Annotated in this window: 22 protein-coding genes, 1 pseudogene and 1 other annotated feature; of the genes and pseudogenes, 7 read left to right on the top strand and 16 right to left on the bottom strand. The window is 46.0% G+C overall.

The annotated features are described in order from the left end of the window. Positions 1-7 precede the first annotated feature (7 nt). Positions 8-1,414, bottom strand: a complete 1,407-nt coding sequence (pepV, locus tag JSY36_RS11505) for a dipeptidase PepV (protein ID WP_205166523.1) — start codon at positions 1,412-1,414, stop codon at positions 8-10. Between the two features lie 487 nt (positions 1,415-1,901). On the opposite strand from pepV, the gene JSY36_RS11500 reads away from it, so the two are divergent. After that, complete coding sequence (locus tag JSY36_RS11500) at positions 1,902-2,120, top strand: DeoR family transcriptional regulator (RefSeq protein ID WP_183163817.1); 219 nt, start codon at positions 1,902-1,904, stop codon at positions 2,118-2,120. Positions 2,121-2,183: 63 nt separating this feature from the next. Here the strand turns inward: JSY36_RS11500 and JSY36_RS11495 are convergent, their stop codons facing one another. From JSY36_RS11495 to wrbA, 5 genes are all read right to left on the bottom strand, one after another. Continuing rightward, positions 2,184-2,915 (bottom strand): pseudouridine synthase, encoded by a 732-nt coding sequence (locus JSY36_RS11495; RefSeq protein WP_122898170.1) that lies wholly within the window; start codon positions 2,913-2,915, stop codon positions 2,184-2,186. After that, positions 2,905-3,582 (bottom strand): hypothetical protein, encoded by a 678-nt coding sequence (locus JSY36_RS11490; RefSeq protein WP_205166522.1) that lies wholly within the window; start codon positions 3,580-3,582, stop codon positions 2,905-2,907. Before JSY36_RS11490 ends, JSY36_RS11495 begins: the two co-directional genes overlap by 11 nt. 258 nt (positions 3,583-3,840) lie before the next feature. After that, a complete protein-coding gene (gene rodA, locus JSY36_RS11485) occupies positions 3,841-5,016 on the bottom strand; it encodes a rod shape-determining protein RodA (protein WP_122898174.1) in 1,176 nt (391 codons plus the stop codon). 18 nt (positions 5,017-5,034) lie between these two features. After that, on the bottom strand, positions 5,035-6,255 hold the full coding sequence (ftsW, locus tag JSY36_RS11480) for a putative lipid II flippase FtsW (RefSeq protein WP_205166521.1): 1,221 nt from the start codon (positions 6,253-6,255) through the stop codon (positions 5,035-5,037). Between the two features lie 328 nt (positions 6,256-6,583). Next, a complete protein-coding gene (gene wrbA / locus JSY36_RS11475; protein WP_122898706.1) occupies positions 6,584-7,204 on the bottom strand; it encodes an NAD(P)H:quinone oxidoreductase in 621 nt (206 codons plus the stop codon). A 293-nt stretch (positions 7,205-7,497) separates the two neighbouring features. Here wrbA and JSY36_RS11470 point away from each other — a divergent pair, with 293 nt between their 5' ends. After that, the gene (locus JSY36_RS11470) at positions 7,498-7,809 is read left to right on the top strand and encodes a winged helix-turn-helix transcriptional regulator (protein ID WP_122898178.1); all 312 of its coding nucleotides are present in this window, start codon (positions 7,498-7,500) and stop codon (positions 7,807-7,809) included. Positions 7,810-7,921: 112 nt separating this feature from the next. Here the strand turns inward: JSY36_RS11470 and JSY36_RS11465 are convergent, their stop codons facing one another. From JSY36_RS11465 to proC, 3 genes and pseudogenes are all read right to left on the bottom strand, one after another. Beyond that, positions 7,922-9,559 carry a putative polysaccharide biosynthesis protein gene (locus tag JSY36_RS11465; RefSeq protein WP_205166520.1) on the bottom strand — a complete coding sequence of 546 codons (1,638 nt, stop codon included), beginning with the start codon at positions 9,557-9,559 and terminating at the stop codon, positions 7,922-7,924. Between the two features lie 297 nt (positions 9,560-9,856). After that, entirely contained in the window at positions 9,857-10,258 is a 402-nt protein-coding gene (locus JSY36_RS11460) for a secondary thiamine-phosphate synthase enzyme YjbQ (RefSeq protein ID WP_122898182.1), read from the bottom strand. A gap of 77 nt (positions 10,259-10,335) precedes the next feature. Continuing rightward, a pseudogene (gene proC, locus JSY36_RS11455) lies at positions 10,336-11,145 on the bottom strand (pyrroline-5-carboxylate reductase); the annotation flags it as partial. Between the two features lie 227 nt (positions 11,146-11,372). Here proC and JSY36_RS11450 point away from each other — a divergent pair. Next, positions 11,373-12,653 (top strand): BaiN/RdsA family NAD(P)/FAD-dependent oxidoreductase, encoded by a 1,281-nt coding sequence (locus tag JSY36_RS11450; RefSeq protein ID WP_205166518.1) that lies wholly within the window; start codon positions 11,373-11,375, stop codon positions 12,651-12,653. Positions 12,654-12,831: 178 nt separating this feature from the next. Here JSY36_RS11450 and hmpA read toward each other — a convergent pair whose 3' ends face one another. Beyond that, positions 12,832-14,061 (bottom strand): NO-inducible flavohemoprotein, encoded by a 1,230-nt coding sequence (gene hmpA / locus JSY36_RS11445; RefSeq protein ID WP_205166517.1) that lies wholly within the window; start codon positions 14,059-14,061, stop codon positions 12,832-12,834. Between the two features lie 180 nt (positions 14,062-14,241). Here hmpA and JSY36_RS11440 point away from each other — a divergent pair, with 180 nt between their 5' ends. Further along, positions 14,242-14,685, top strand: a complete 444-nt coding sequence (locus tag JSY36_RS11440) for an RrF2 family transcriptional regulator (RefSeq protein ID WP_205166516.1) — start codon at positions 14,242-14,244, stop codon at positions 14,683-14,685. 50 nt (positions 14,686-14,735) lie between these two features. Here JSY36_RS11440 and JSY36_RS11435 read toward each other — a convergent pair whose 3' ends face one another. From JSY36_RS11435 to JSY36_RS11425, 3 genes are all read right to left on the bottom strand, one after another. Continuing rightward, positions 14,736-16,151: an alanine/glycine:cation symporter family protein gene (locus JSY36_RS11435; protein WP_236784801.1), complete on the bottom strand. Its 1,416-nt coding sequence runs from the start codon at positions 16,149-16,151 to the stop codon at positions 14,736-14,738. Between the two features lie 205 nt (positions 16,152-16,356). Beyond that, entirely contained in the window at positions 16,357-18,777 is a 2,421-nt protein-coding gene (gene leuS, locus JSY36_RS11430) for a leucine--tRNA ligase (protein ID WP_205166515.1), read from the bottom strand. Positions 18,778-18,872: 95 nt separating this feature from the next. Continuing rightward, positions 18,873-19,097, bottom strand: a binding site (T-box leader). Positions 19,098-19,199: 102 nt separating this feature from the next. Continuing rightward, positions 19,200-20,405: an MDR family MFS transporter gene (locus JSY36_RS11425; protein ID WP_205166514.1), complete on the bottom strand. Its 1,206-nt coding sequence runs from the start codon at positions 20,403-20,405 to the stop codon at positions 19,200-19,202. Positions 20,406-20,758: 353 nt separating this feature from the next. Here JSY36_RS11425 and ltaE point away from each other — a divergent pair, with 353 nt between their 5' ends. Genes ltaE through mnmM form a run of 3 tightly spaced genes read left to right on the top strand, consistent with a single transcriptional unit; the run spans position 20,759 to position 23,332 of the window. Next, positions 20,759-21,793, top strand: coding sequence for a low-specificity L-threonine aldolase (gene ltaE, locus JSY36_RS11420; RefSeq protein ID WP_205166513.1), 1,035 nt, complete (start codon positions 20,759-20,761; stop codon positions 21,791-21,793). 7 nt (positions 21,794-21,800) lie between these two features. Next, entirely contained in the window at positions 21,801-22,754 is a 954-nt protein-coding gene (mnmL, locus tag JSY36_RS11415) for a tRNA modification radical SAM protein MnmL/YtqA (protein ID WP_205166512.1), read from the top strand. Then, a complete protein-coding gene (mnmM, locus tag JSY36_RS11410; protein WP_205166511.1) occupies positions 22,751-23,332 on the top strand; it encodes a tRNA 5-(aminomethyl)-2-thiouridylate-methyltransferase MnmM in 582 nt (193 codons plus the stop codon). Before mnmL ends, mnmM begins: the two co-directional genes overlap by 4 nt. 166 nt (positions 23,333-23,498) lie before the next feature. On the opposite strand, the gene JSY36_RS11405 is transcribed toward mnmM, so the two are convergent. The 3 genes from JSY36_RS11405 to JSY36_RS11395 are packed head-to-tail and all read right to left on the bottom strand — an operon-like array spanning position 23,499 to position 26,315. Continuing rightward, complete coding sequence (locus tag JSY36_RS11405; RefSeq protein ID WP_205166510.1) at positions 23,499-24,395, bottom strand: AEC family transporter; 897 nt, start codon at positions 24,393-24,395, stop codon at positions 23,499-23,501. A gap of 25 nt (positions 24,396-24,420) precedes the next feature. Further along, positions 24,421-25,488, bottom strand: coding sequence for a DUF2600 family protein (locus tag JSY36_RS11400; RefSeq protein WP_205166509.1), 1,068 nt, complete (start codon positions 25,486-25,488; stop codon positions 24,421-24,423). Positions 25,489-25,517: 29 nt separating this feature from the next. After that, positions 25,518-26,315 carry an alpha/beta fold hydrolase gene (locus JSY36_RS11395; protein WP_205166508.1) on the bottom strand — a complete coding sequence of 266 codons (798 nt, stop codon included), beginning with the start codon at positions 26,313-26,315 and terminating at the stop codon, positions 25,518-25,520. Between the last annotated feature and the right edge of the window lie 38 nt (positions 26,316-26,353).

The raw sequence follows: 26,353 nt of genomic DNA, 5'->3' as shown, positions 1-26,353 counted from the left end.
TTTTTTATTATTTTGCAAGTTCGTAGATGGCCTGGGCATAGATGGATGTTGCTTTTAACAGATCTTCGATATAAATGGCTTCATCAGCCTGATGAGCTAAATCATCACGGTGGGGAAACAACGGACCAAATGCAACACCTTCATCCAAAGATCTGGCATACGTGCCTCCGCCGATTGCGATGAGCTCTGTTTTCTTGCCAGTCTGTTCTTCGTAAACCTTGGATAACACCTTTACAAGCTCGGAAGATTCCTCAATCATATGAGGTGTTTCATGGGTTTTAATTACACCTTCAAAAGGAGCCATTTCCCTGTCCAGAACAGCCTTGACCTCATCAAAGGAAGCTCCTTTTGGATACCGGAGGTTAATGCCGATCATTGCTTCTTTACCATCTTTGTATTCCAGAATGCCAATGTTCATAGTCAAATCGCCGACCTGTTCATCATGGTGAGCGATCCCCAGCTTCTTCCCTCTGGAATCACGGGCAAACTTTTCTCCTAAACGTGCAGCAAAGTCTGTTGCAGATGCCTGAAACGAACAGGTTTGTAAAAAACGGGCCATCTCCAGACCTCCGTTAATTCCTTTGTCAGGCTCCATACCGTGGACGGATCTCCCTTTTACGGTCAGTTCGATTTGATTTTCAGAAAGCACCTTCGTCTCTCCAGCGAGTTTCTCTTCGTGAAGAAAGCTCTCAAATTGTTTTACCAGATCATCTTCATACTGTGTTTCAATCACTGCAACTGCGTTTTCAGGAACCATGTTCAGGCGGTGACCGCTTTTAAAGTGGACAAGCGTGTGCTCTCCTTCTTTTTCATCACCTTTGAGATTGCGGGTATAGAACAAATCACAGATTCCCTTTTCCGAATAAATAACCGGAAAGTCAGCGTCCGGGGCAAAACCCATCAGCGGCATTTTTTCCTCTTTAAAGTAACGGTCCACGCAGCGCCATTCGCTCTCTTCATCTGTACCGATAATAATCCGCACTCGTTTGGACAAAGGCAGTTCAAGATCTTTTACCAGTTTGAGTGCGTGATAGGCAGCCATTGTCGGCCCTTTGTCATCAATTGCTCCTCGCGCAATGATTTTTCCGTCTTTAATTTCAGCTCCGTAAGGGTCTGAAGACCATCCATCCCCCTCCGGGACCACATCGATGTGGCAAAGAATACCGATGATGTCGTCTCCTTCACCATACTCAATATGTCCGGCATACCCTTCAATATCTTTTGTCCTGAACCCTTCGTTACGGGCTTTATTTAGAAGCCAGTTATATGTATCGGCAATATCTTTTCCAAAGGGTTCACCTTGTCTGGCAGATGAGGGGTCTAGTACACTCTTCTGTCTGAGCAGCGCCTGGGTATCTGTAATCACCGTTTCTTTTCTTTCCTGTACACGTTCATTCCAATTTATGCTCATCAAATGACCTCCTGTATTCGATTGGTGCTTTCGTTTCTAGTATACTTTTTTGCCAGCGGTGTGAAAAGCTGGGATACTTAACAGAAAATCCATAGTAGTTTTACATAACTTTAACGTAAAATTGTCCATTTTAGCTTTACGAACAATTAGGAGTCCGCTAAAATATAGGACAAAGGAGGGGGACTGTGGTGAAAATCAGCAGTATGATGGCAACTCAGACTCTTAAGCTCCAGCAGACTCTAAACTCTTATGAAAAGCGCTCTTAATTCAGATGCGGCAATGGCTGTTTCTATGTTAGACCGGTTAAGAGACGGAACGCAGCAGAACGATACAGCAACTACGAACCCTGCACCACACCCTGCTTTAGGTAAAAAAGTAGATATTCGTTTGTAGCACCTGTTCATTCACCTGCATGTTTGCCACTGGTATGCATACATATTTACAACCAGCGTGCAAATGGCAGGAAAGTACCTTCATAAGGAGTGGTTTTTTGAAAGCTTCGACTGACCGAATGTTGACTAGGATTAAGTCCATGTACCTTTATATTAAAAAGAGGGGGAACGTCACCACACTGGAATTGGTTGAAGAATTCGGAACGACTCACCGCACCATTCAGCGTGATCTGAATGTTTTAGAGTACAATAACCTTGTAGAAAGCCCAAGCCGCGGTACGTGGGTTGTTACAGAAAGAAAAACGAAGGTATCCTGATTGAATGTCAAGGAGATCCAAAAGGCCTTTACGCCTTTTGGATCTCCTTTTTTGCCGTCTTCTCTAAGCTTTTTCTTCTGAAGGGGTCTCCCCTTTTATCAAAGCCAGTTCCTCATCAGTTAATTCCCGGTACGTTCCCGGCTCAAGGGTTTCATCAAGAGTCAGTGAACCGATTGTTTCCCGTTTTAGAAAAACAACCTTTCTCCCTACTGCTTCAAACATCCGTTTAACCTGGTGGAACTTCCCTTCCATAATGCCAAGCCGGATCTTCAGTCCGTCTCCTTGGGCAAGCACTTCCACTGTAGCAGGTTTTGTTTCATAACCATCATCCAGGGTCACACCGGACTCCAGAGCACTGATCTCCTTTTCTCCGAGAGCCTGGTCAATCGTCGCCACATAAAGCTTCGTGACTTTCTTTTTCGGACTCGTAAGCTGATGAGCAAGTTTCCCATCATTTGTTAAAAACATCAGACCTACTGTATCTTTATCAAGCCTGCCTACAGGGAAAGGTTCAAATACAAGGTCTTCAGGCTCCAGCAGGTCAATTACGGTTTGTTCTGACTTGTCTTCCGTTGCTGAAATCACACCCTGGGGCTTGTTCATCATCAGATAGATAAATTCTTTGTACTCGAGCTCTTCCCCATTGACGATGATCACATCATTTTCAGGGTCTACATGCGTCTTTCCGTCCTTTGCCGGAGTTTCATTTACCGTTACACTGCCTTGTTTAAAGAGCTTCTTTACATCTTTTCGTGAACCAAATCCCATATTTGCCAGCAGTTTATCAAGTCTCATTCTCTTCAATCTCCTTTATAACCTGTTTCCCAAACCCGCCTAGCTCCCCATCAAGGTAAGCTCTGATTACCCCGGGAATAATCTGACTGGCGGCGTGGCGTATCATTTTTTCATCTATACCTTGTTTACGAAGGTCTTTCTCCAGAGTGGTTACTGCTTCAATTGCTGCCTTTGTTGCCGCTTTATTAACGGAAAGAACCCCTTCCTCCGCTCCTTCCAGAACTGAAAATCTGTCTCCGAGAAACTGTTTAACCGCTTCCGCGTCGTCGGTATCAGCAGAATCTACAATGACCAGCCCTTCTTTGTCCTTCCTAAGCTGGTCCGCCTGAGTTACAAACTTACACGGGACAGCATTTCCCCTTTCAGGGAGCAAGGATTCTATATCTTTTCTCATGACCGCTGTGGCTGTAACATAAATGGACGTTTGAGGATGAAAAAATGACTTGTTTTCTTTAATAAAAGAAGCAACCTCGTCTTTAGGAAGAAACAGCCAGATGTCTTTATGTTCAACAAAGTCCTCTCGTTCAATCCACGTAATTCTGCTGTCACCCTGACACGCTTCAACGACTTTTTCTTTCGTTCTTGAAAACACACGGACTTGTCTGTCTTCCGGTATAAGGTGAAGGACAGCTTGAGCAAGCTTCCCGAAACCAATAAATACGGTCATCTTCATCCCTCCTGTCAAAATCATCAGCCGCCTGTAAAAAAAGGGCGGCACATAAGGAGGCATTATACCTAATGTGTCACCCTCTGAAACAATCTGCGTTGCTGTTGCGTAACGGTTGCATCTTTTAAAAGCCTGTTATGAGTGGCCTTTTATTTGAGTTGCAATGGCTCCACCCGGTTGCGCCTTCATCTTCATTTTCTGTACTTAAAATGAAATGTCGAATAGCGACAATTTATCCAAAAGAGCTTAAAAGTAAATTTAATTATCTTCACCAAACATGTAATGTTTTGTTCTGATATTGACATTCAGCACAATGCCGACAGCAATCATATTGGTAAGCAGTGCACTTCCTCCGTAACTGATAAACGGAAGAGCAAGGCCTGTGATCGGCATCAGTCCGATCGTCATTCCGATGTTTTGGAAGATCTGGAACACAAGGAGTCCGACCACACCGGCGACCAGATACGAACCGAACGTATTGTTACAGCTGAATGCAATAATGACCATCCGGTATAAAAGAAGGAAATAAACGACGATGAGTACCGTTGCTCCTACAAATCCGAATTCCTCTCCGATCACAGTAAAGATAAAGTCCGTGTGAAGCTCTGGGATTTCGCCACCTTGGGATTTCGCTCCCTGAGTGAAGCCCATTCCATAAAGCTGTCCTGCACCGATCCCCTGAAGGGCGTGGAACAGCTGATAACCAAGCCCGCTTGTATCCCCCATCGGATCCAGCCATGCATAGACTCTGTCAAGCTGATGGCCTTTTATAAAGATATTAAAGATATCAAAAAAGTAATTGTGAAGGATGACTAAAAACGAAATTGCCGCAGCCACGATCGACACGAGCAGACCAATCATCCGCCATGTGACACCGGACATGAGGATCATGGTCATCATAATTGCTGCGATGACAAGGGCTGTACCAAGGTCAGGCTGAATGAGAATGAGAAAGAATGGCGGCAGGCCTACTGCAGCCACTTTACCGACTACTTTTGCATCACCGGCAAATGTTTTTTCCTTCGGTGACTGGCTGATATGGTAAAGAAGATGGGCCAATGCAATAATGACGAAAATCTTTACGAACTCAGAGGGTTGAAACAAAAAGTAATCAGGGTGCCCAATCCAGCGCTGTGCCCCGTTTCGGTAGATTCCAAAGAAATGAACGAGTAACAGTAAAAACATACCTATGCCATACAAGGGAATCGAGAAATTTTTAAACATTTCGTAGTCAATACTCATTGCTGCAAGCATGAGTATCGTTCCGATGGCAAACCATACGACCTGCCTTCTTACAAAGAAAGTGCCATCAAGCTGGGCATACTGCTCCGTTGTCCCGCTGTATATTGCCATAAGGCTGATACACATAAGTACGAACAGAAGAAATAATAATGTAAAATCAAGCTGCTGTAACGAAGATTTTCGTTCTTCCATTTATTATCCACCTACATTTTATCTCGTAAACTGCCGAACGGGACGAAGAGGTGTGACATTCGATGAGGTCGCCGCGACTTCCTGCTCCGCATCATCGTACACTGATTCTCTATCAAGACGCTCGGATCGTTCTTTTTCAGTTTTCCTGGAGATATTTGCTAAGATTCCAAGCGACATAAAGGTTACCATCAATGATGATCCTCCGTAACTTAAAAGCGGGAAAGGAATCCCCGTGATCGGGAGAAGTCCGCTCACCGCACCTGCGTTAAAGAGAATCTGAATTGCCATCTGAAAAACGATTCCAAATGCGAGCAGGCTTCCGAATGCATCTCTGCAGCGTGCCCCGATCACAACGCCTCGCAGGATGATAACGACCATACACGCAAATACAAATAATATACCGAGAAGCCCCAGTTCTTCACTTACTATCGCAAGAATAAAGTCGGTATGGGCTTCGGGAAGGTAAAAGAGTTTTTGGACACTCTGACCAAGTCCTGCACCTGTTACTCCCCCGTGGGCAATAGCGATATAAGACTGAATGAGCTGATAGCCATCGGAGAACCCAAGTTCAAACGGATCCCTGAAACCGATGATCCGGTTCATACGGTATTCGGCTGACCGTGCATAGTAAACAAGTGCTATGGCACCAAGACCGCCGATCCACGTTAAATGAAGAAGCCTTGCTCCTGAAACAAAGACGATCAATCCGGCAACAGCTACGATTGAAGTCGCTGTTCCAAGGTCAGGCTGAAGCATGATTAATCCGAACAGAAAACCAACCACCACAAGGGGAGGAAGAAGTCCTTTAAATAAGTCATTTATGTAAGCCTGTTTTTTTGAGTAGACATAAGCAAGGTACACAATAACCCCAAGTTTTACAAACTCTGATGGCTGAATCCGGAACCCTCCTGCACCAATCCAGCGCTGCGCTCCGTTCACTTCAATACCAAGGGGAGTTTTCACCAGAATCAGCATCACAACCGAACCCAGTATAATCAGGGGTGTGAGCTTCCGGAAATGACGGTACGGAAAAAACATCAAAAATAAAAACAGCCCGCAGGATACAACAAGCCACATAAGCTGCCGTTCAAAGAAGTACGTATAATTTCCTTCCAGCTGATCATACCCTCGTACGAAGCTGGCACTGTATACCATGATTAAACCGAACGCCGCTACAAGCGCAATCGTCACTACGAGAACCCAATCAATATGAAACCGTTTTTTAGACGTTTCTTCCACGCCCGGTCACCACCTTTTATCATGTCATTGTTTCATAAAAAAATCTATTACGAACCTTTGCCGGTCACAAATCTCAGTTCCTCAATTATAGCAGAGTCCACCCCTGCTAGAAAGGGACTAGACGCCTGTAATCATGAGAAAATAAGGAAAAATTGCTGCCCTGCCAAGGCGTTTGTTTTTTCCGGGAAAAATGCAGTCAGATGATGGAGGATCATGTAAGGTGATGGTCGTGGGCTTTCTATCTCGCAGCGAGAAGGAGGTACGAAGTGACCGGAGATTTTATTCGGGATAATCAAAAGCCGGCATATCTGCCGGCTTTTTGATTCTATTATCCACGTAATGATTTTGATACGCTGGCTACGCGTTTTCCAAGGCGTTTGGCCATTGTAAGGTCTCTTTCATCAGGCTGATTGCTTCCATCGGGCCCTGCAACTGTTGAAGCTGCGTAAGGAGAACCGCCGATCCCATCGGTCGTGAGCTGCTCCGGGTTTTCGCCGTAAGGAAGGCCTACATAGATCAAACCAAAGTGTAACAGAGGAACGATCGTTGTGATTGCAGTTGTTTCCTGTCCGCCGTGGATTGATCCGCTGCTGATAAAAGTAGAAGTCACTTTTCCTTCGAGATCTCCGTTCATCCAAAGCCCTCCGGCTGAATCAATGAATTGTTTCATTTGAGCCGGCATGGAACCGTAGCGGGTCGGGATTCCCCAGATAATGCCGTCTGCCCATTTAAGATCGTCGTGAGTAGCAACCGGAAGATCTTCCTGATTGTCCTGTGCCTGAACATAAGCATCCTGGCCGGACATGGCATTCTTTACTTCATCAAACTCTGCCACACGGACAATTTTCACTTCTACGCCTTCAACATCCTGGGCGCCTTCTGCTACCGCTTTTGCCATTTTGTGAATGTGACCGTATGCACTGTAAAAAGGAATTAAAATTTTAGTCAATGTAATCCTCTCCTCTTTTGCTTTAAGTGTAATATGTGTCTCCCGCAATGGGAGGTGTTCCCGATACATAAGGTGGTATTCCACCTTCTAACAAAAAATAAACGTCTTTTTAAAAACAAGTTAATTTATTTTTTATTGTTACTTACTTATAGTTAGTATATTATACAGGTCGCTTACTAAAGTCAAGTGAAATATGTTATAATTGTAAACAAGCGAGAGTAGTCACTGTATGAAGAGGGTATAAAAACGAAGAACTTATCTTTTCCGGTGATTACTTGAAGGAGATGAAAGCGATGGAACAACATCATCTTTGTCCTAAATTCGAATCTGCGTTTCAGCTGCTTGGCAAACGCTGGAACGGTTTGATCATACGTGTTCTAATGACAGGACCGAAACGGTTCCGTGAGATTTCAGCAGTCATTCCGAACATGAGTGACAAAATGCTTGTTGAAAGACTCAAGCAGCTTGAATGTGAAGGAGTTGTAAAAAGAGAGGTTTATCCTGAAACACCAGTGAGGATCGAATACGTCCTGACAAAAAAGGGACAATCTCTTGAACCTGCAATGGACGCCTTCCAGACATGGGCTGAAAAATGGATGAACTGACAGACCGTTCCGCACATTTGCGGGACGGCTTTTTTACGGATAAAGAGTGAAAGCGAAGTAAAGAATAAAAATAACCCGGGAGCGTATTAACGCACCCGGGTTATTTTTATATTTAGCCTTCTTCACTTACTTTGGTTTTCTTTTTCAAAAACTTAAATCGATGGCCCAAAATCATAGCGGCAAGGCCTGAACGGATACCAAGGAATCCATAGATGGCAATTCCGGCTCCGATTGTGATCGGGAGGATAACAAATGTTGATCCTCTGTTTTCCATTGGTAAAGCCAGCTGGACGAGCATGTTAACGGCCCAGACGCCAATACCCATGGCAACAGCGAAGCCGCCAATGAGAAGCATGCGCTTGAACAGAAGGTTATAGCTGTATTCGGCATATTTTCCGATTGCCCATGCGTTAACACTTATAGCGGAAGCGTACCCGAGGGCTGTAGCGTAAACTGCGCCTACAGGTCCGAACCAGCTGATGAACAAGGCATTGGTTGCGAATTTAAGAGTAATACCGGACAACAGAGCAATAACCGCATACTTTTGCCGGTTAATTCCCTGTAACAGGGATGAAGTCACAGCAAATATCGAGAACAACACGGCAACTGGTGCGTAATGGCGGAGGATTTCACCGCCGATGCTCAGGTCATCGAGACCGAACAGGGCACCGTAAGCCGGGTAGGCAAGTACTGAGAGGCCTATTGCTGCCGGGATGCTCAAAAATAGGATGATCTGGTACGTCTGCGTGATATGGCGCTGCAGACGGTCTTTTTCATTGTTTACAAATGCACTTGTGACTGTTGGCAGAATGGCCAGTGACATGGCAGTTGCCAGGGCGACAGGTATCAAAATCAGTTTGTGTGCTGCCTGTACGAAAGCACCGAAATATTTGTCGATCTCACCCTGCTCGAATCCAAGTGAGCTTAGGGCATTATTAAATGTAAACAGGTCAATCATCTGATACATCGGGATTGACAGCCCTACAAAAGAAATAGGCAGTGCATAGCGCAGGAGCTCTTTATACATATTTGTAAGGGGGATCTGGTGATCCGTGGTGCTTTCTTCCACATGTTTCTGGAAGTTCCCTTTACGCTTATACCAGTAAACCAGCAGGACAGCCAGTCCTCCGATGGCTCCCACAAACGCTCCGAATGTGGCAAAACCTACGGCTGTTCCCAGTTCTCCATTCCACACGTTAATAATAAGGAATGTGAGAAGTAGGATAAATATGATCCGGACGATCTGTTCAATGACCTGCGAAACTGCCGTTGGTCCCATGGACTGAAAGCCTTGGAAATAACCGCGGATCAGTGACATAACAGGAACGACAAGGAGTGCCACACTGACCATCCGGATAGTGAAGACTGCATCTTCTATGCTGTTTCCCTGCAGGTCACTCGTATCGAGGACGTTTGCAGCAATGACAGGCGCTAAAAAAAACAGTGCCAGAAAAGCGACGAAACCGGTAATTCCCATTACGATGAGGCCGGACTGAAACAGCCTCTGCCCCGTCCGGTAATCACCGAGTGCATTATATTTTGATACAAATTTGGATACGGCAAGGGGAATCCCGAGGGTGGCCAGACTGAGTAATACAGTATAGGGCACGTAGCCGTATGAGTAGAGTGCCAGTCCTTCAAGACCGACAATCGCCTGGAATGGAAAGATATAAATAAGACCTAAGAGTTTCGAAATAAAAATAGAGGCTGTTAATATCATCGTGCCTCTGATTAGATTACGTTCAGACATCGTCACTACCTACCTCAGCAATTTGGATTTAAACACTGCTAGCATTTTATCATACTTCTATCAGAAAATCGTGCGGGGTCTGTCCCCCGAACTTTCTTAGCGGGCTGTTGACATTTATAGAGTCCAGTTTTTATATAACACACTGGAGCACGCCGGTGTAACGTGTCCACAATTTTACATCATTGTTCGGGGGACAGACCCCAAAACGGATCCCAAAACGTTCCAAAGCGCTGAAACGAGAAAAAGAACCGGCCATGGGGCTGGTTCTTTTTCTCGTTTCGTTAGGCAGCTGTCTTATCAGCCTTCGATGGTCTTTAGGATGCATTTACGGGTACGGGGACCGTCAAATTCACAAAAGTAAATGCCCTGCCATGTTCCCAGAATGAGCCGGCCGTCTTCGATGATGACAGGCTGGGAACTTCCCATTGTACTGGCTTTTAAGTGCGATGCTGTATTCCCTTCTGCATGACGGTACTCCGGATGTTCCCACGGATATACTTCATTAAGACGCATGAGCATATCTCGTTTCACATCTGGATCGGCATTTTCATTGATCGTGATCCCTGCAGTGGTATGAGGACAGTAAATATAGACAATGCCCACTTTGATCCCCTGCTCTTTTACATACGCTTCAACATGATGGGTAATATCTATCATTTCATCTCTTTTGTTTGTTTCCAGTGATAATTGTTTAATCAAAGCAGACACGCCCCTTAATTAAGACTGTTTACTTTATATATTCCTCAATCAGGCAGCAGGGTAAACACTGCAGGAGGTTATTCCCCTCTGGCATGAGTATTGGTTGCTTTTACCGCTGCCTTTATCGCTTCTTTGTAATGTCGTTTTTCAAGCACTTCCAGCCCAGCGGCAGTAGACCCGCCCGGTGATGCCACCTGATCACGGAGGTCCTGCGGGGAATGTCCTGCAGCAAGCATAGCCGCTGAGCCACTTAACATTTTTGTCACAAGGGAACGTGCCTGTTCCGCTGTTACCCCATTTTCCACAGCCGCTTCTTCCATCGCTTCCACAAATGCGTAAACAAACGCAGGCGCACTTCCTGTAACAGCGGTTAAATCATGGACCTGCTGTTCACTCAGTTCAGCAGACTCGCCGATGGCTTCTAATATAAACGCAATCATCTCACGGTGTTGCGGGTTTACATAGTGGCCGCATGTGTAAGTAGAGATCGATTCACCTATCTGCGCTGCTGTATTCGGCATGATCCAGCACACCGGGGTTCCCTTTGGCAGACGCTCTTCCATATACGTTGTGTCAATTCCGGCAGCTACAGTGAGAACAAGCTGACCGTCAATCAATTCCCCAAGACGTTTTAAAATCACATCATGAGTTGCAGGAGGCGAAGCTAGTAAAATGACATCGTGGTCTTTCGCTTCCTCTTCCCAGTTTGAAGAGACATGGACACCATAGCGTTCTTTGAGCAACTCCAGTCGCTCTTTGTCCTGACGGTTCGTCAGTGTAATCTTTTCAATTGCCGGATTGGCCTGCTTTAAAATACCTGAAAGAACAGCTTCAGCCATTCGTCCGGCCCCTATCATTAAAATACGGGTTGGTCTCATGTCCTCTTCACTCCTTTTAGCTTTTTATAAAAATATCATGAGTTTATGATTTAGAAAAGTATGCTAGACTAAAAAATGATAAAAAAATGGAACTTTTTTATATTTTTTTATAAAAGATTGGTGCTCCCTGGATATCCTTCACTTACCGCTCGGGCGACGGTGAGGACTCAGACAGCACCTCTGGCTTCATATAGAGCAAGATAACAGTAATTCTGGAAAGAAAGCGGGTTTTACTCATGACGAATGAAAATTATGATGTGATTGTAATAGGCGGCGGTCCGTCCGGCCTGATGGCCTCAGTATCGGCTGCAGAACACGGAGCCCGCGTCCTTCTGTTGGATAAAGGAACAAAGCTCGGCCGGAAACTTGCCATCTCCGGGGGTGGAAGGTGTAATGTTACAAACCGTGCCGATGTAGAAGAAATCATTAAACATATTCCCGGGAATGGGCGGTTTATGTACAGTCCCTTCTCTGTTTTCAATAATGAAGACATCATTTCTTTTTTTGAAAACCTCGGAATCAGCCTGAAGGAAGAAGACCGGGGGCGTATGTTTCCGGTAAATGATAAGGCGATTACGGTTGTTAGAACGCTCCTTGACCGTATTGACAGTCTCAAAGTGAACGTGAAAACGAATACGGAAGTACGGGATGTTCTCTACACTGACGAAGGCGTAAGGGGGGTAGAGTTAAAAGACGGCACCGTGATCAGCGCAGCCAACGTCATCATCGCCGTGGGAGGTAAATCCGTTCCTCATACGGGAAGTACGGGAGACGGTTATCCGTGGGCAAAAAAAGCAGGTCACACAGTGACCGAACTTTACCCGACTGAAGTGCCGATCACCTGCAATGACAAACTCATCAAAGAGAAAACACTTCAGGGTTTGTCGTTACGGGACATCGAGCTGAGTGTTATTGACCCTAAAAAGAAAAAGGCGATCGTTACGCACGATGGGGATATGATCTTTACCCATTTCGGGATATCCGGGCCGGCTGCTCTACGCTGCAGCCAGTATGTAGTAAAAGCCCAAAAGAAACATAAAGGAAGCGACATCGCCCTTGAAGTCAACCTGTTCCCGGACAAACGGGCGGATGAAGTCATTGATGATGTTGAAGGTTTTGTAAACGCAGAGCCTAAAAAGGCTGTTAAAAACTCACTTACCGGCTGGGTTCCGGAACGAATGCTTACGGCTCTTTTTGAACTTGCTGAAGTCGATCCCCAGACTGTCCAGGCAAACCTGTCGAAAGAAAACACTCGAAAGCTGGCAACTCTCGCCCAGCATTTTCCCCTCTCGGCAAACGGAACCCTTTCCATCGAAAAAGCGTTTGTTACCGGTGGTGGAGTGAGCGTTAAAGAGGTACAGCCGAAAAGGATGGAATCAAAGTTTAAGCACGGACTTTTCTTTTGTGGCGAAGTACTTGACCTTCACGGATACACCGGTGGTTACAACATTACTGTTGCCTTTTCCACAGGCTACACTGCGGGCCGGGCAGCTGCCATGAATCAGTGGGAACGGTAAAGAGGTTGAAGTAAAAGGTCAGTTTTAAACCTTTTGCTTCAACCTCGAAGCAATGAGCGGAGCCGCTGCCCTCTTACGAGTGGGTTTCTCGTGTTGGACGGGCAGCGTACGGAGCCATTGCCAAATCTTAAGTGTCTTTTTGAGTCGCCCTCTATGCCTTTTGAGACACTTTCCTTTTTTATTGCAGCGTGCCTCCCGGGGAGAAAAATTCAAAATGAATCTGATTCTCTGACACACCCATTTCTTTTAGCATACCGTAAACAGCTTTCATGAAAGGCCCCGGTCCGCACAAGTAAATGTCGGCATCGGAATGTGTGATGTTTTCTTCCAAGAACGTACGATCAATAAATCCGGTGCCTTTTACAAACCGATCTTTATTTTTGTTGTTTCCTTCCTCGTAGCAGACAGCATACTGAACGTTACCCATTCGTTCTGCCTCTTCCCCCAAATGGGTATGAAAAGCGTGTTCTGCAGGAGTTTTGGCTCCATGAAGGTAAGTGATCTCCCGCTCACTTCCTGTACCGGTAAGTTGGTTGAACATGCTCATAAGCGGGGTCATGCCTACTCCTCCGCTGATAAAAACAACCGGACGATCAGAACGCTCATTAAGCATAAAGTCTCCAGCAGGCGCGGTCAGGAGAACCGGGTCCCCTTCTTGTAATTCTTCATGCAGATAATTCGAAACCGTTCCATCGGGATGGACTCCGCTACTCTCTTCTTTTTTCACACTGATACGTAAGTAATCCTTGCCTGGCGCATCAGAAAGACTGTACTGCCTCATTTGCTTATATTGACTGTTTTCAGGCTGCACCTGAACGGAAATGTACTGACCAGGATGAAAAGGAGGTATGTCTTTTCCATCAGCCGGTTTCAGATAGAAAGACGTAATTACACTGCTTTCGGGCTTCTTTTTGTATAAAGTAAATTCCCTGAAGCCTCTCCATCCCCCTGATGGTGCTTCCGCTTCTTTGTACATATCCTCTTCTACGCTGATAAAGATATCTGCGATGATCCCATATGCTTCTCCCCAGGCTGCAATAACTTCTTCCACTTCAGGAGAATCGCCAAGAACTTCTCTCATAGCTTCAAGCAAATACTTCCCTACAATCGGATAGTGCTCCGGCTTCACGTTGAGACTGCGATGCTTGTGGGCAATTTGTTTAACAGCGGGAAGAAGTTCCTCCAATCTGTCGATATGAACGGCTGCGGCAAAAAGCGTATTTGCCAGTGCCTGCGGCTGATCGCCTTTTCTTTGATGGGTTTCGTTGAAAATGTTAAGCAGTTCCGGATGTGCCTCAAACATGTTTTTATAAAAGATACGGGTTACTTTTTCTCCGTGCTCTTTCAGCACCGGTGCAGATGCTTTTACGATCTCTTTGGATTGGGTACTCAATGTTTTTGTGCTCATTTGATTTCACCCTCGTTTTTAAATAAGTATTTTAAATACATATTAATCATATCATCAAAACCTATATTTAGAATACATATTTAAAGAATGCCTTAAAGTTGTCACAAGTTGCTTTAGTCCGGGAAATTGTAAAAAGGATGTGTTATGCTAGCGTATAATGAATGAGCGGGAGTGAGCCGAATGCAATTAACAACCTACACCGACTACTCCTTACGTTTACTTCTATACCTCGCTGTACAGCCTGAGGAAGAATTATCGAGTGTGAAGGAAGTAGCCGGAATCTATAACATTTCTTATAACCACCTTACGAAAGTGACCTATAACCTGGGGAAACTGGGCATTTTAGAAACCGTAAAGGGCCGTTACGGAGGAATCCGCCTCGCTAAAAAACCAGAAGATATTAATATCGGTGAAGTGGTGAGGAGAACGGAGGACAATCGCGGATTTGTTGAATGTTTTGACGAAGGGTCAAACAAATGCATTTTAACACCTGCCTGTAAACTAAAAGGAGTGTTAAAGGAAGCTCTCGAAGCTTACTTGAGTGTACTCGATCAGTACACCCTGAAAGACCTCACCCAAAATAAAAGTGTATTGCAGCAGTTGTTTGGCCTGCACACAAAATAAGAGAGTGTCCGGAAGACAATTGCTTCCCAAGGACACTCTCTTATTTCATTTTAACGATCCGATGATGCTTTCTTTTCCGTACCTTTTGCAGGCTTCTCTACAAACAGCGTAATCTTCGGGTCGCCGCCCTTCCCTTTATAAATCCGCTCAATATAATCCTCTGTAATGGCCCTGATTTCTTTGTGTAAAAACAGAACAGGAATAATATTAAAGAAAACAACGAAAGCGAGTATTAAATCCAGGAATTGCCAGACAAACTGAAGTCCGCCAATCGCTCCGAGATAAATCGCTCCGATGTAAACAAATCTCATCATTTTTGCAGCCTTGAGGCCGTATAGGTACTCGGCTTGTTTTTCACCGTAAAAGACAAGTACACCGATAGTTGTAAGAACAAAGAACAGAAGGAAAACAGCGATGAAGCTTCCCCCAAAGGCGTCTCCAAATACAGACCCCACTGCCACATTGATCATATTCGAAGCATCGTTCACATCTACATCCAGCCATGCTCCTGTTGAGAGCACAGCCAGTCCGGAAAACGTACAGAGTATAATCGTATCTACAAATACACTGAAGATTCCCCAGAGTGACTGCCTTGACGGGTGGTCGGTCTGTGCAGCCGAGTGAGCAATTGGCGCCGTACCGAGACCGGCTTCATTCGAATAAAGACCACGGGCAAGACCCCATCTGAGAGCCTGGGCAATACCAGCTCCCGCAAATCCGCCGGCAGCCGAGATCGGTGTAAAGGCATGAACAAAGATCAGGCTGAACACATTAGGAAGTTCGGTAACGTTCACGATAAGAATAATGGAACAAACGAGAATATACGTGAGAACCATAAATGGTACGACCTTGTCCGTTACTTTTCCAATCCTTTTTATGCCGCCAAGGACGATGAGGGCTACCATAATGGTAATGGCAATACCCGAGATGGAAGTAGACCATCCGAATGCCCCTTCCACTTGTGTAGAAATGGAGTTTGACTGAACCATAATACTTGGAATAATAACGATCATGAGTGAAAAAGCGAACAGAGCGGCGACTTTATTCCAGCCCAGTGCTTTTCGTATGTAATATTGAGGTCCGCCGACCCATGTCCCGTCTTTGCTTACTTCGCGGTATTTTAAACCGAGAACAATTTCAGAGTACTTGGTTGCCATCCCGATGAGAGCCACCATCCACATCCAGAATAATGCACCTGGTCCACCAAGGGCTATTGCTACAGGAACACCGACAATGTTCGTTGCACCAGCAGTAGAAGCAAGGGCCGAGGTGAAAGCCTGGAACGGCGTAATCGTTCCCTTTTCATCGGGTTTTTTAAAGATCTGGCCGATCGTCTGCTTTAAGACATGGCCAAAAAAGCGAAACTGGAAGAACTTAAGGCGGACCGTAAGAAAGATTCCCCCGGTGATCAGAATAATGGATAACAAATATGTCCATAGAAAATCGGAAATTGACGCCACCCACATTTCGGTTGCCTCCAGCATCATTACCAGCCCCGTTTCATCTTTTATTCTTGTGTGATTTGAATTAATATCCCTTTCCCCTGAACAAAACAGCCAAAACTAACCCTTCAAAAATTAGTAAATTAACACTAGTCCTCCTAGTTACACAATTTTACCTCCAACATGAAAAAGCTCCGGCGCGGGGAGCGCCGGAGCTTTTGTGTGCTTGTTAATTTGCTACGATGTTTACGAGCTTGCCTGGAACAGCAATGACTTTTCTCACCGTTTTCCCTTCGACATCTTCTTTTACTTTGTCGAGGGCAAGTGCTTCTTTTTCCATTTGTTCACGATCGGCATCTTTTGCAATAACCATTTTTCCGCGAAGCTTGCCGTTTACCTGAACAACGATTTCCACTTCGTCTTCCACAAGTTTGCTTTCATCAAATGCCGGCCACGCTTCATACGTGATTGTTCCTTGGTGTCCAAGCTTTTCCCACAGCTCTTCACTTACGTGCGGGGCAATTGGAGAGAGCATTTTCACAAAGCCTTCCATGTATGCTTTAGGAAGTTTATCCTGCTTATAAGCATCATTGATGAACACCATCATTTGAGAAATGGCTGTATTAAAGCGAAGACCTTCACAATCCTCAGTCACTTTCTTCACCGTCTGGTGATACGTTCGTGTAAGGGAGCTGTCAGCTTCGTTCATATCACCGATTGCCGGATTCAATTCTCCACTGTCTGTGACCATTAAGCGCCATACACGGTCAAGGAAGCGTCTTGCGCCGTCAAGACCGGTTGTGCTCCATGCGATGGAAGCATCCAGTGGACCCATAAACATTTCGTACAGACGAAGGGTGTCAGCGCCGTGGGATTCCACAATTTCATCCGGATTGACTACGTTCCCTTTAGACTTACTCATCTTCTCGTTGTTCTCCCCAAGAATCATTCCTTGGTTATAAAGCTTCTGGAACGGCTCTTTCGTAGGTACAACGCCGATGTCGTACAGGAACTTGTGCCAGAAACGTGCGTAAAGAAGATGAAGTACGGCATGCTCGGCACCACCGATATACATATCAACCGGAAGCCAGTGCTCCAGCTTCTCCGGATCTGCCAGTTGCTCTTCGTTGTCCGGGTCAATGTAACGGAGGTAGTACCAGCAGCTTCCTGCCCACTGTGGCATCGTGTTTGTTTCACGACGGCCTTTTTTACCCGTTTCCGAATCCGTTACATATAACCAGTCTTCTGCATTGGCAAGAGGGGATTCTCCAGTACCTGAAGACTTGAACTCTTCCATTTCAGGCAAAGTAAGGGGAAGTTCAGATTCAGGGACGGCTTTCATTGTCCCGTCTTCAAAATGAATAATCGGGATCGGCTCTCCCCAGTATCGCTGACGGCTGAATAACCAGTCACGAAGACGGTACGTAACTTTCTTTTCACCTTTCCCGTTGTCACTGAGCCAGTCAATCATTTTTGTGATTGCTTCTTCATTATGAAGACCGTTCAGGAAGTCTGAATTCACGTGCGCACCGTCCCCGGCATAAGCTTCCTTCCCGATGTCTCCCCCTTCTACGACTTCAACAATCGGAAGCTCGAACGTTTTCGCAAACTCATAGTCACGTTCGTCGTGCCCGGGTACTGCCATAACCGCTCCTGTTCCGTAGCTGGCAAGAACATAGTCTGCGATCCAGATCGGTAGCTTTTCACCGGATACCGGATGAACAGCGTAAGCACCGGTAAATACACCGGTCTTCTCTTTGGCAAGCTCCGTACGCTCAAGGTCACTCTTTGTTCCTACTTCGCGCTGATAGCTTTCTACAGCTTCCTTCTGCTCATCAGTGACGATCTGGCTGACAAGTTTATGCTCAGGTGCCAGGACAACGTACGTTGCACCGAAAAGCGTATCAGGACGGGTTGTAAAAACGGTAATCTTTTCGTCAGATCCGTCGATGTCATAATGCACATCAGCACCTTCTGAACGTCCGATCCAGTTACGCTGCATATCTTTTAAGCTTTCAGGCCAGTCAAGGTCTTCAAGGTCTTCAAGAAGGCGGTCTGCATAAGCCGTGATTCTAAGCATCCACTGCTTCATCGGACGGCGTTCAACCGGATGTCCGCCACGCTCACTTACACCGTCAATGACCTCTTCATTGGCAAGAACGGTACCAAGTGCCGGACACCAGTTCACCGCGACTTCATCAATGTATGCAAGGCCTTTTTCGTAAAGCTTGATAAAAATCCACTGCGTCCATTTATAATATTTTTCATCTACAGTATTTACTTCACGATCCCAGTCGTAGGAAAAGCCAAGAGCTTTAATCTGACGGCGGAACGTGTCAATGTTGGCAAGCGTAAACTCACGAGGGTGGTTACCCGTGTCGAGTGCGTACTGCTCTGCCGGAAGTCCAAACGCGTCCCAGCCCATTGGATGAAGGACGTTGTACCCTTGCATTCTTTTCATTCTCGATAAAATATCTGTAGCTGTATAGCCTTCCGGATGTCCTACATGAAGGCCGGCTCCCGATGGATACGGAAACATATCAAGAGCATAAAACTTCTCTTTTCCGATCTCGTCTTCAGTTTTGAATGTTTTTTCCTGTTCCCAGTACTTTTGCCACTTTGGTTCGATGTCTTTATGATTAAAAGCCACGGTGACAACCTCCTCGTTTGATAAAATTCTGTGTACCCGACGCCCGTTCGGCAGTTTTTTAGTGAATACAAAAAACCTCCCATCCCTGGCGCAATTGCAGGGACGAGAGGTTGGATCCAACTTCCCGCGGTACCACCCATGATTAGTACATGTGTACTCACTTCATTTGACCTGTAACGTAGGCAATCCGGAATAAGCTCACACAAGGTTCGCAAATTCAACTCAAAGGTGAGTTCATGAATGGCACGGTTGACTTGCAGCGACCGTCAACTCTCTTTAAACGTGCTCCATTCATTACTGCTCCTCGTCATCGTCAGTTAAACATATATACTTGTTATTCTATGAACTCCCGCCCCATGTGTCAAGGCTGTTTATCTAGAGGATACACGATAATCACAGATTTTAAACGATTTTATGGAAAATTATGAAGCAGACGATTCCATGTTCCGCTGACCGACTTCTTTTTCCTTAAGACCCCGGTCATAAAGGGCAGTGGTCACAAAGCTGATGAGAAACAGCACAACAAGAACATAGAAGAGAACGCTCATGCCGAACAAGTCCGCCATGACGCCTCCGAAAAAGGGCCCGATCAGCCGACCTCCCGTTCCGATACTGTTTACGATTCCTTGATAGAAGCCGGCTTTCCCTTCCGGAGCAAGCTGGTGGGCAATTGTAGGAACTGCCGGCCAGACGAACATTTCACCAAACGTTAAAATGACCATGGCCACAATAAAGGCGGTAAATACATCTGCCTGAGATAACACAACATAGGCGACCATGAAAATAACGAGCCCTACATAAATCTGTGCCTTAAGAGAATGAACCCATTTCTCAATAAAGTACTTGATCAAGGGCTGGCAGAACACAATCATCGCCCCGTTAATCGTCCACAAGATGCTGTAGTGGGTTAATGGTATACCGAGATTCTGTATATGTACACTGATGGTGGTCTGCCACTGGACATAAGCAACCCAGCAAATGAGAAAACCGGCGCACAAAATCAGCAGCGCTTTAAACCGTTTCTTATTTTCTACTTCCTGCCCCTGTTCGAATACGTTCGTCGTCTGAGCCTGCCCGCTGTCCGCCTGCAGACGCCTGAAGAACAGCAATGCGAGAACAAAAAATCCGAGATACATAAGACCGTTGCCGAGAAATACGAGATCAAAACGGTAGCTTGCCAAAAGACCGCCAGATGCTGCGCCTACTGAAACACCGACGTTCTGCGCTACATACATAGCGTTAAACGGACGCCTGCCACCTTCCGGCCAGACCGCTCCTGCCATGGCATACATGGCAGGAATGATCACACCGGCGCCGAAGCCAAGACCGAGCATCAGCACTACATACTGATAAAAATCATTAAAAAGAGCAAGCGTAAACGCACTTGCCATCGTAATGAGAACCCCGAGCATAATTGTTTTGTAACCGCCGATCCGGTCAAACAGCTTACCGCCTATTAAATTACCGATAACCCCCATGACCGCATTTCCCATTATGACAATACCGGCCACAGACAACGATTTTCCCAGTTCCATATGAATGTAGATTGTGTTTAAAGGCCATAAAAAAGATGCCCCCGTAACGTTAATCGCCATTCCGATTACGAGGAGCCAGACCGCCTTTGGCATGGGGGTCCCCCCTTACTATGAGGCCACTGAAAAAGTACAAACCAACTTTTTCACTGCCTTTATTTAAGTGGCAATGGCTCCATTCGGTTGCGCGCCTGTTACGAGAAACCCACTCATAACAGGCTTTTATAAAATGCAACCGTTCCGCTCATTGCTTAGAAGGCACTAAAAAAAGTTAAAGACCGAACTTTTTCAGTGCCTTCACTATTTCGAATATCTAAATAAATTGTAGAGCAGGAATGTAAATAAAGCAACGATCTTTTTACTCAATTTGTAAATCCCCCTCCCCTGCACCCCGGCCTGTATATATGGTAGGATTACTACTAGAAAAATCTCCACCGGAGGCTGATAACATGATCGATTTACGAAGTGATACAGTAACGAGACCGACTCCCGGGATGCGTCAGGCTATGGCCGATGCCCTCGTCGGTGATGATGTATATGAAGAAGACCCTACGGTTAATGAACTGGAAGCCTACTGCGCCAGGCTGACAGGAAAAGAGGCGGCCCTTTTCGTTACCAGCGGCACCCAGGGTAATCAGGTAGCTGTATTAACCCATATGCGGCAGGGAGAAGAAATAATCATGGACGACCGTGCCCACGTCTTTCTTTATGAAGGTGGCGCAACTGCCGCTCTTGCCGGCGTTCAGTCCAGAACTCTCCCCAGTGAAAAAGGACAGATTGCCATTGACGATATAGCCGCCGCCGTAAGGATGAGTGATGTTCATTTTCCTGATACAGGTCTTATCTGGCTTGAAAATACCCACAATAAAAGCGGAGGATCTGTTCTTTCCCCTGATTACATGGCAAAGGTAGCGGATCTTGCAAAAGAACATCAGATTCCGGTTCATATGGACGGCGCCCGTTTATTTAATGCCTCAGTTGCAGCAGGAATCCCTGTGAGTGAAATTACAAAGCATACGACCACCGTACAATTCTGTCTGTCCAAAGGACTCGGTGCCCCCGTCGGTTCAATTCTTGCGGGAGACAGGGCTTTTATTGAGCGGGCGAGAAAATGGCGAAAACGTCTGGGCGGAGGATTAAGACAGGCCGGAGTCCTTGCTGCCCCTGCTCTTCTTGCACTTAAGAATGGCTTTGATTTTATAGAGACCGACCACGATCACGCAAAACAACTGGCCCGGACCGTTTCTGAGCTCGACGGTTTTTATATTGAGAATACTGTAGAAACAAACATGGTTCTTGTGAATACAAAAGAAACGGGCAAAACGAGTGAAGACTGGGTGGCTGAGATGAAGCGCCAGGGAGTACTTGCCGTTCCCTACGGTCCATATACAATCCGCCTTACCACTCACCGCGACCTTGACCAGACAGCGATTAAAGATGCGATATCTGGAATCACAAAAGCCCGGCATAAGTTGAAAGGATGAACAGACGGTGACAAACGAAACACCTCTCCTGTATGGAGATAAACGATACTACACATGGAACCACCACCTGCGTCAGGAGTTTGGGGAAAAAATCTTCAAAGTACCTCTGGATGCCGGATTTGACTGCCCCAACCGTGATGGAAACGTGGCAAGCGGAGGATGTACCTTCTGCAGCGAACGGGGCTCCGGTGACTTTGCCGGAGACCGTAAAGACGACTTGGTCACGCAGTTTACTACAATCAAAGAACGTATGCATACGAAGTGGAAAAGCGGAAAGTACATCGGGTACTTCCAGGCATACACCAATACGTATGCACCAGTAGAAGAACTCCGGGAAATGTATGAAGTTATCCTGGAGCAGGAAGGTGTCGTCGGCCTCGCCATCGCCACCCGGCCGGACTGTCTTCCCGATGATGTGGTGGAGTATCTCGCAGAACTTAATGAGAGAACCTATCTGTGGGTTGAACTCGGTCTTCAAACAGCTCACGACCGGACAGGCTTGCTCATTAACCGTGCACACGATTTCCAATGTTATGTAGACGGTGTGAATAAACTGCGAAAACACGGCATCCGTGTATGCTCCCACATTATTAACGGGCTCCCTCTGGAAAACTACGACATGATGATTGATACAGCCAGAGAAGTAGCCAAGCTGGACGTTCAAGGGATAAAAATTCACTTACTGCATCTGCTGAAACGCACACCTATGGTAAAACAATACGAAAAAGGCATGGTAGAGTTTATGAGTCTCGAAGAATACATCTCCCTCGTGTGCGACCAGCTTGAAGTCATCCCTCCAAGTATGATCGTTCACCGCTTAACGGGGGACGGACCGTCAGAACTCATGATCGGACCGATGTGGAGTCTGAATAAATGGGCAGTTCTGAATGGCATAGATTCAGAGATGAAGCGGAGGAACAGCTGGCAGGGGAAACACTACAAGGAGGCGGTTGTAAAATGAAAACGTTAGAAGGCGTTCTTCCCTTTACACGCCTCCTTCTGGAAAAAGCGGTTCCCGACGGGGGGACAGCAGTCGATGCTACAGCAGGAAACGGTCACGATACTCTTTTTCTCGCCAAGCTTGTGGGCGAAACAGGCCGCGTTTTCAGTTTTGATATTCAGGACGCAGCCATCGATTCAACCGGGAAGCGTCTTAAAGCAGCCACAAAGCTAAACCTTAAAGACAGGGTCAGCCTGATAAAAGACAGTCACGAGCACGTGTTGAACTATCTGGGAGAGCCAGCCCTCGTCCATGGTGCTGTTTTTAACCTCGGCTACCTTCCGGGAAGTGATAAATCGGTGACCACCACCCCTTCGTCAACAATCCGTGCAGTTGAAAGTCTCTTTTCTGCCCTGGCTCCCGGAGGTGTTATTGTGCTCGTCGTCTATCACGGACATGAGGAGGGTAAAATAGAACGTGATGCTCTTCTTGACTACGTTCGCGCCATTCCACAGGAAGAAGCACACGTTCTTGAATACCGGTTTACCAACCAGCGAAACAACCCGCCGTTTATTGTGGCTATTGAAAAAAGAGCTTGATCAAGTCGATGAATAACTTGTGCAAGTCAATGAACAATTTTCAAAGTCGATCAATAAAACGGACAACTCGATGGACAATTTCATAGTCAATCAAGAACCGCCACAAGTCGATGAATAAACTTCAATCAACGTAAAAAGCAAGCATCCACCAGGGATGCTTGCTTTTTTACCCTAAAATCATAAGCAACAATGTGAGCGTCACTACGCTCAAAATAGTAGAGATAAATGTAACACCGGACACGAGTTTCGGCTTTGCATCAAACTGAACCGCATAAATCACAATGGTCGCAGCTGAAGGCATGGCAGCAGAAACAATCAGTACTTTAGCAAGAAGCGGGTCCATTGGCATGAGAAACGTAATTCCCCACGCAATCAGGGGAGAAATAAACAGCCGGACAATGACCCCGTAGCTGATTTTCCCCCACTCAAAGTTCCCCCACTTAATGTTTGCCAGCTGCATACCCAGAATAATCATTACCGTCGGAATCGTTGCGGCAGAGATAATGTCAATAGTCTGCATCCCATTTTCCGGGATTTGAAGATCCATCCCTTTCAAAATCACTGCTGCAACAACAGCATAGGTAGCAGGCATCCGAAACACTGCAGTGAGAGCCGTCTTCATCCCTGTCCCGCCCCGGGCAGCGTAATAAACGCCAAAGAAGTTCATGATGATCGATTGAAAAACGAGAAACGAAACCGCATAAGCAAAGCCTGCTTCCCCATATGCAAATAGAATAATAGGCGCTCCATAATTCCCCGCATTCATAAAGGCGGTTGAGAGGATAAGTCCACTCTCAAGTGAAGAAGAATATTTCATCAGCCGGGTATAAATTTTATTCAGAATAATCAGTGCAAATAACAAAGCCATGGAAAACACAACCATGTACACATACTGCATGTCCACATCCGCTTCGTAGAACGTCTTAAAAACCAAAGCCGGTGTCATCACGTAGATGGCTACGGTTGACAACGGCCTGATATCAAGCTTCTGCCACTTTTGTACGGCAAAGCCGATGGCAAATACACAGATTACTGGTAATACGACGGAAAAAAATATCGTCAACCTCTACCCATTCCAATCCCTCATTTCAGTCACGTGTTGCTTTTTGCCGGTACATCCAGTTGTTCATGTAAAAAAACAAGCTCTCCATTCCGCCGTGTTTAAGGATCTGCCTGCTTTTTTGACGGAAAATCCGGTCTTTTTTCACCTTATCATCGGCCAGGTAAATGGCGATAAGGCCTTTTCTGATAAAACGATGAAACCGTTCATCCGGGAGAAATTCAATGCCGTTTCCCGCTTGCCTGTAAAATTCACCAAGCCGGTTTATCATTTCACTCTCGCTCTCGTAATAGCTGCAAAAGTTCAGATCCCCTTCCCGTTCATCTTCTTCCTGATCAATATAGTAATCAAGCATGATATGAAGCCCCTGCATCCACGGGAAGTAACCTTCCTTAATGTGCTCCACCTCAACTGGAGTTAATTGTCTGTTTCCCCCCGCATAGGAGGTTAAGCAGAATATGCCGAGAGTCGATCCTGCACAGGCAGAAAACTCATACCAGCTCATTTCCGGGACTGTGCTCCGGTGGCTCGCAAACCACGCTTCCAGCCGTGGCACTCGCTCAGCCGGTGTCACGTGCTTGTGCACCTGCAAATCTCTATATAAAGAAGCAAGTTCAACATTCGCCTTTTTAACAGCATGATAGGCCGGAAAGGTCTGTGCTGCTTCCTGACATGTTCTAACCAGGGATTGAAGGTAACCCCCGTCCTCTTTCTCCTTTCGAAAACGGTAGTAATCACGAGGTTTTGCTCCCGGGATCAGGGCATCAGGCATACTTTCATGAAGTGCCGTAAAGTCCTCTGGATCCAAAGACGTACTCCGGTCACATAAATTATCAAGATAGTCACTGATCAACTGATACGCTACGATAAAACGGATCGCTTCCACCCTGTTTTTACCGGCGAGAAGTCCGTAAACAGCGCCTCCTTTACAATGAAATGCCTTTTCATCAATGCCCATCAAAGCCTGAGACCTTAATTCCGGATCCGGAATTCCTTCTGCGAACTCCCTCCACTCCTTCAGTTGTTCTCTCACAACCGGAAGAACTTTCGTGTAAACCTGATACAGCAGTGTCCATGAACGGGTTGGTACTGTCACAGCTATCCCTCCAATTTTACTTTTCCTATCTATAGCATGTGCAAACGGACAGTGACAAATGCCAGCATATGGAGAAAAACATCTTCTTTTCCAGGTTCATTTAATACCTCATGATAAAAATCAGGCCATTCCCGGTAAGCTTTATCTTCAATATCCAGTTTATTGAACCAACGCTTTACTTCTTCTTTATTCACGATCAGGTCTTCTCCCCCCTGCATCACAAAAAGAGGAAGGTTTGGAAATGCATCTGATTCGTCATGGGCACGCTTAATCGCTTTTACCAGTTCTGCATAATAGCGGGCGCTTACATTCTTAACAAGCATGGCATCCTTCAAATCTCTCGCGCGCATCCATTCATCCCGCGTCCCCGACCCCGGTGCCAGCCCGGAAGGAAGAGAAACAGTCGGCAACAACCGGGTAAGAGATTTTGAGATTGCCCTTTTATACAAAGGTGGAATGTTGGCCAGGCCGAGACAAGGGGAGGATAAAACAAGTATATCCGGTCTCAGGGAAGACGTCACTTCCTTTTGAACAAGAAGGGAAATAAGTCCTCCCATACTGTGACCAAGCTGTATTACCGGCAGATCATACTTTTTCGCTTCTTTCATCCATGGAATAACCGCCTTAAAATAATCATCAAAGCTGTTTACATGTCCGCGTCTTCCGGTGGTCGTCCCCTGCCCGGGAAGGTCACCCATAATTACATGGTACCCGAAGTCATTGAGCCGCCGGACAACCCATTCGTAGCGCACATGGTATTCCCCTGCTCCATGAACAACGACGAATACGCCTTTTGCCTCTTTATCCTTCACTTCCCATTTCCACATCGTGTTTCACCCTTTCTTACTTACTATTATATTCCCCT

The organism is Alteribacter salitolerans (genome assembly GCF_016901055.1).
Lineage (GTDB): Bacteria > Bacillota > Bacilli > Bacillales > Salisediminibacteriaceae > Alteribacter > Alteribacter keqinensis.
Note: the sequence above shows the minus strand (reverse complement) of the source record. Positions and strands in the feature narration are given on the sequence as shown.

Excerpts from the sequence above, each read along its gene's own strand:
- JSY36_RS11450 (WP_205166518.1), top strand. The coding sequence starts at position 11,373 with ATGACGAATGAAAATTATGATGTGATTGTAATAGGCGGCGGTCCGTCC.
- mnmM (WP_205166511.1), top strand. The coding sequence starts at position 22,751 with ATGAAAACGTTAGAAGGCGTTCTTCCCTTTACACGCCTCCTTCTGGAA.
- rodA (WP_122898174.1), bottom strand. The coding sequence starts at position 5,016 with ATGGAAGAACGAAAATCTTCGTTACAGCAGCTTGATTTTACATTATTA.
- JSY36_RS11490 (WP_205166522.1), bottom strand. The coding sequence starts at position 3,582 with ATGACCGTATTTATTGGTTTCGGGAAGCTTGCTCAAGCTGTCCTTCAC.
- JSY36_RS11435 (WP_236784801.1), bottom strand. The coding sequence starts at position 16,151 with ATGTGGGTGGCGTCAATTTCCGATTTTCTATGGACATATTTGTTATCC.
- hmpA (WP_205166517.1), bottom strand. The coding sequence starts at position 14,061 with ATGAGCACAAAAACATTGAGTACCCAATCCAAAGAGATCGTAAAAGCA.
- JSY36_RS11495 (WP_122898170.1), bottom strand. The coding sequence starts at position 2,915 with ATGAGACTTGATAAACTGCTGGCAAATATGGGATTTGGTTCACGAAAA.
- ltaE (WP_205166513.1), top strand. The coding sequence starts at position 20,759 with ATGATCGATTTACGAAGTGATACAGTAACGAGACCGACTCCCGGGATG.
- JSY36_RS11425 (WP_205166514.1), bottom strand. The coding sequence starts at position 20,405 with ATGCCAAAGGCGGTCTGGCTCCTCGTAATCGGAATGGCGATTAACGTT.
- JSY36_RS11395 (WP_205166508.1), bottom strand. The coding sequence starts at position 26,315 with ATGTGGAAATGGGAAGTGAAGGATAAAGAGGCAAAAGGCGTATTCGTC.
- JSY36_RS11440 (WP_205166516.1), top strand. The coding sequence starts at position 14,242 with ATGCAATTAACAACCTACACCGACTACTCCTTACGTTTACTTCTATAC.
- JSY36_RS11465 (WP_205166520.1), bottom strand. The coding sequence starts at position 9,559 with ATGTCTGAACGTAATCTAATCAGAGGCACGATGATATTAACAGCCTCT.
- JSY36_RS11470 (WP_122898178.1), top strand. The coding sequence starts at position 7,498 with ATGGAACAACATCATCTTTGTCCTAAATTCGAATCTGCGTTTCAGCTG.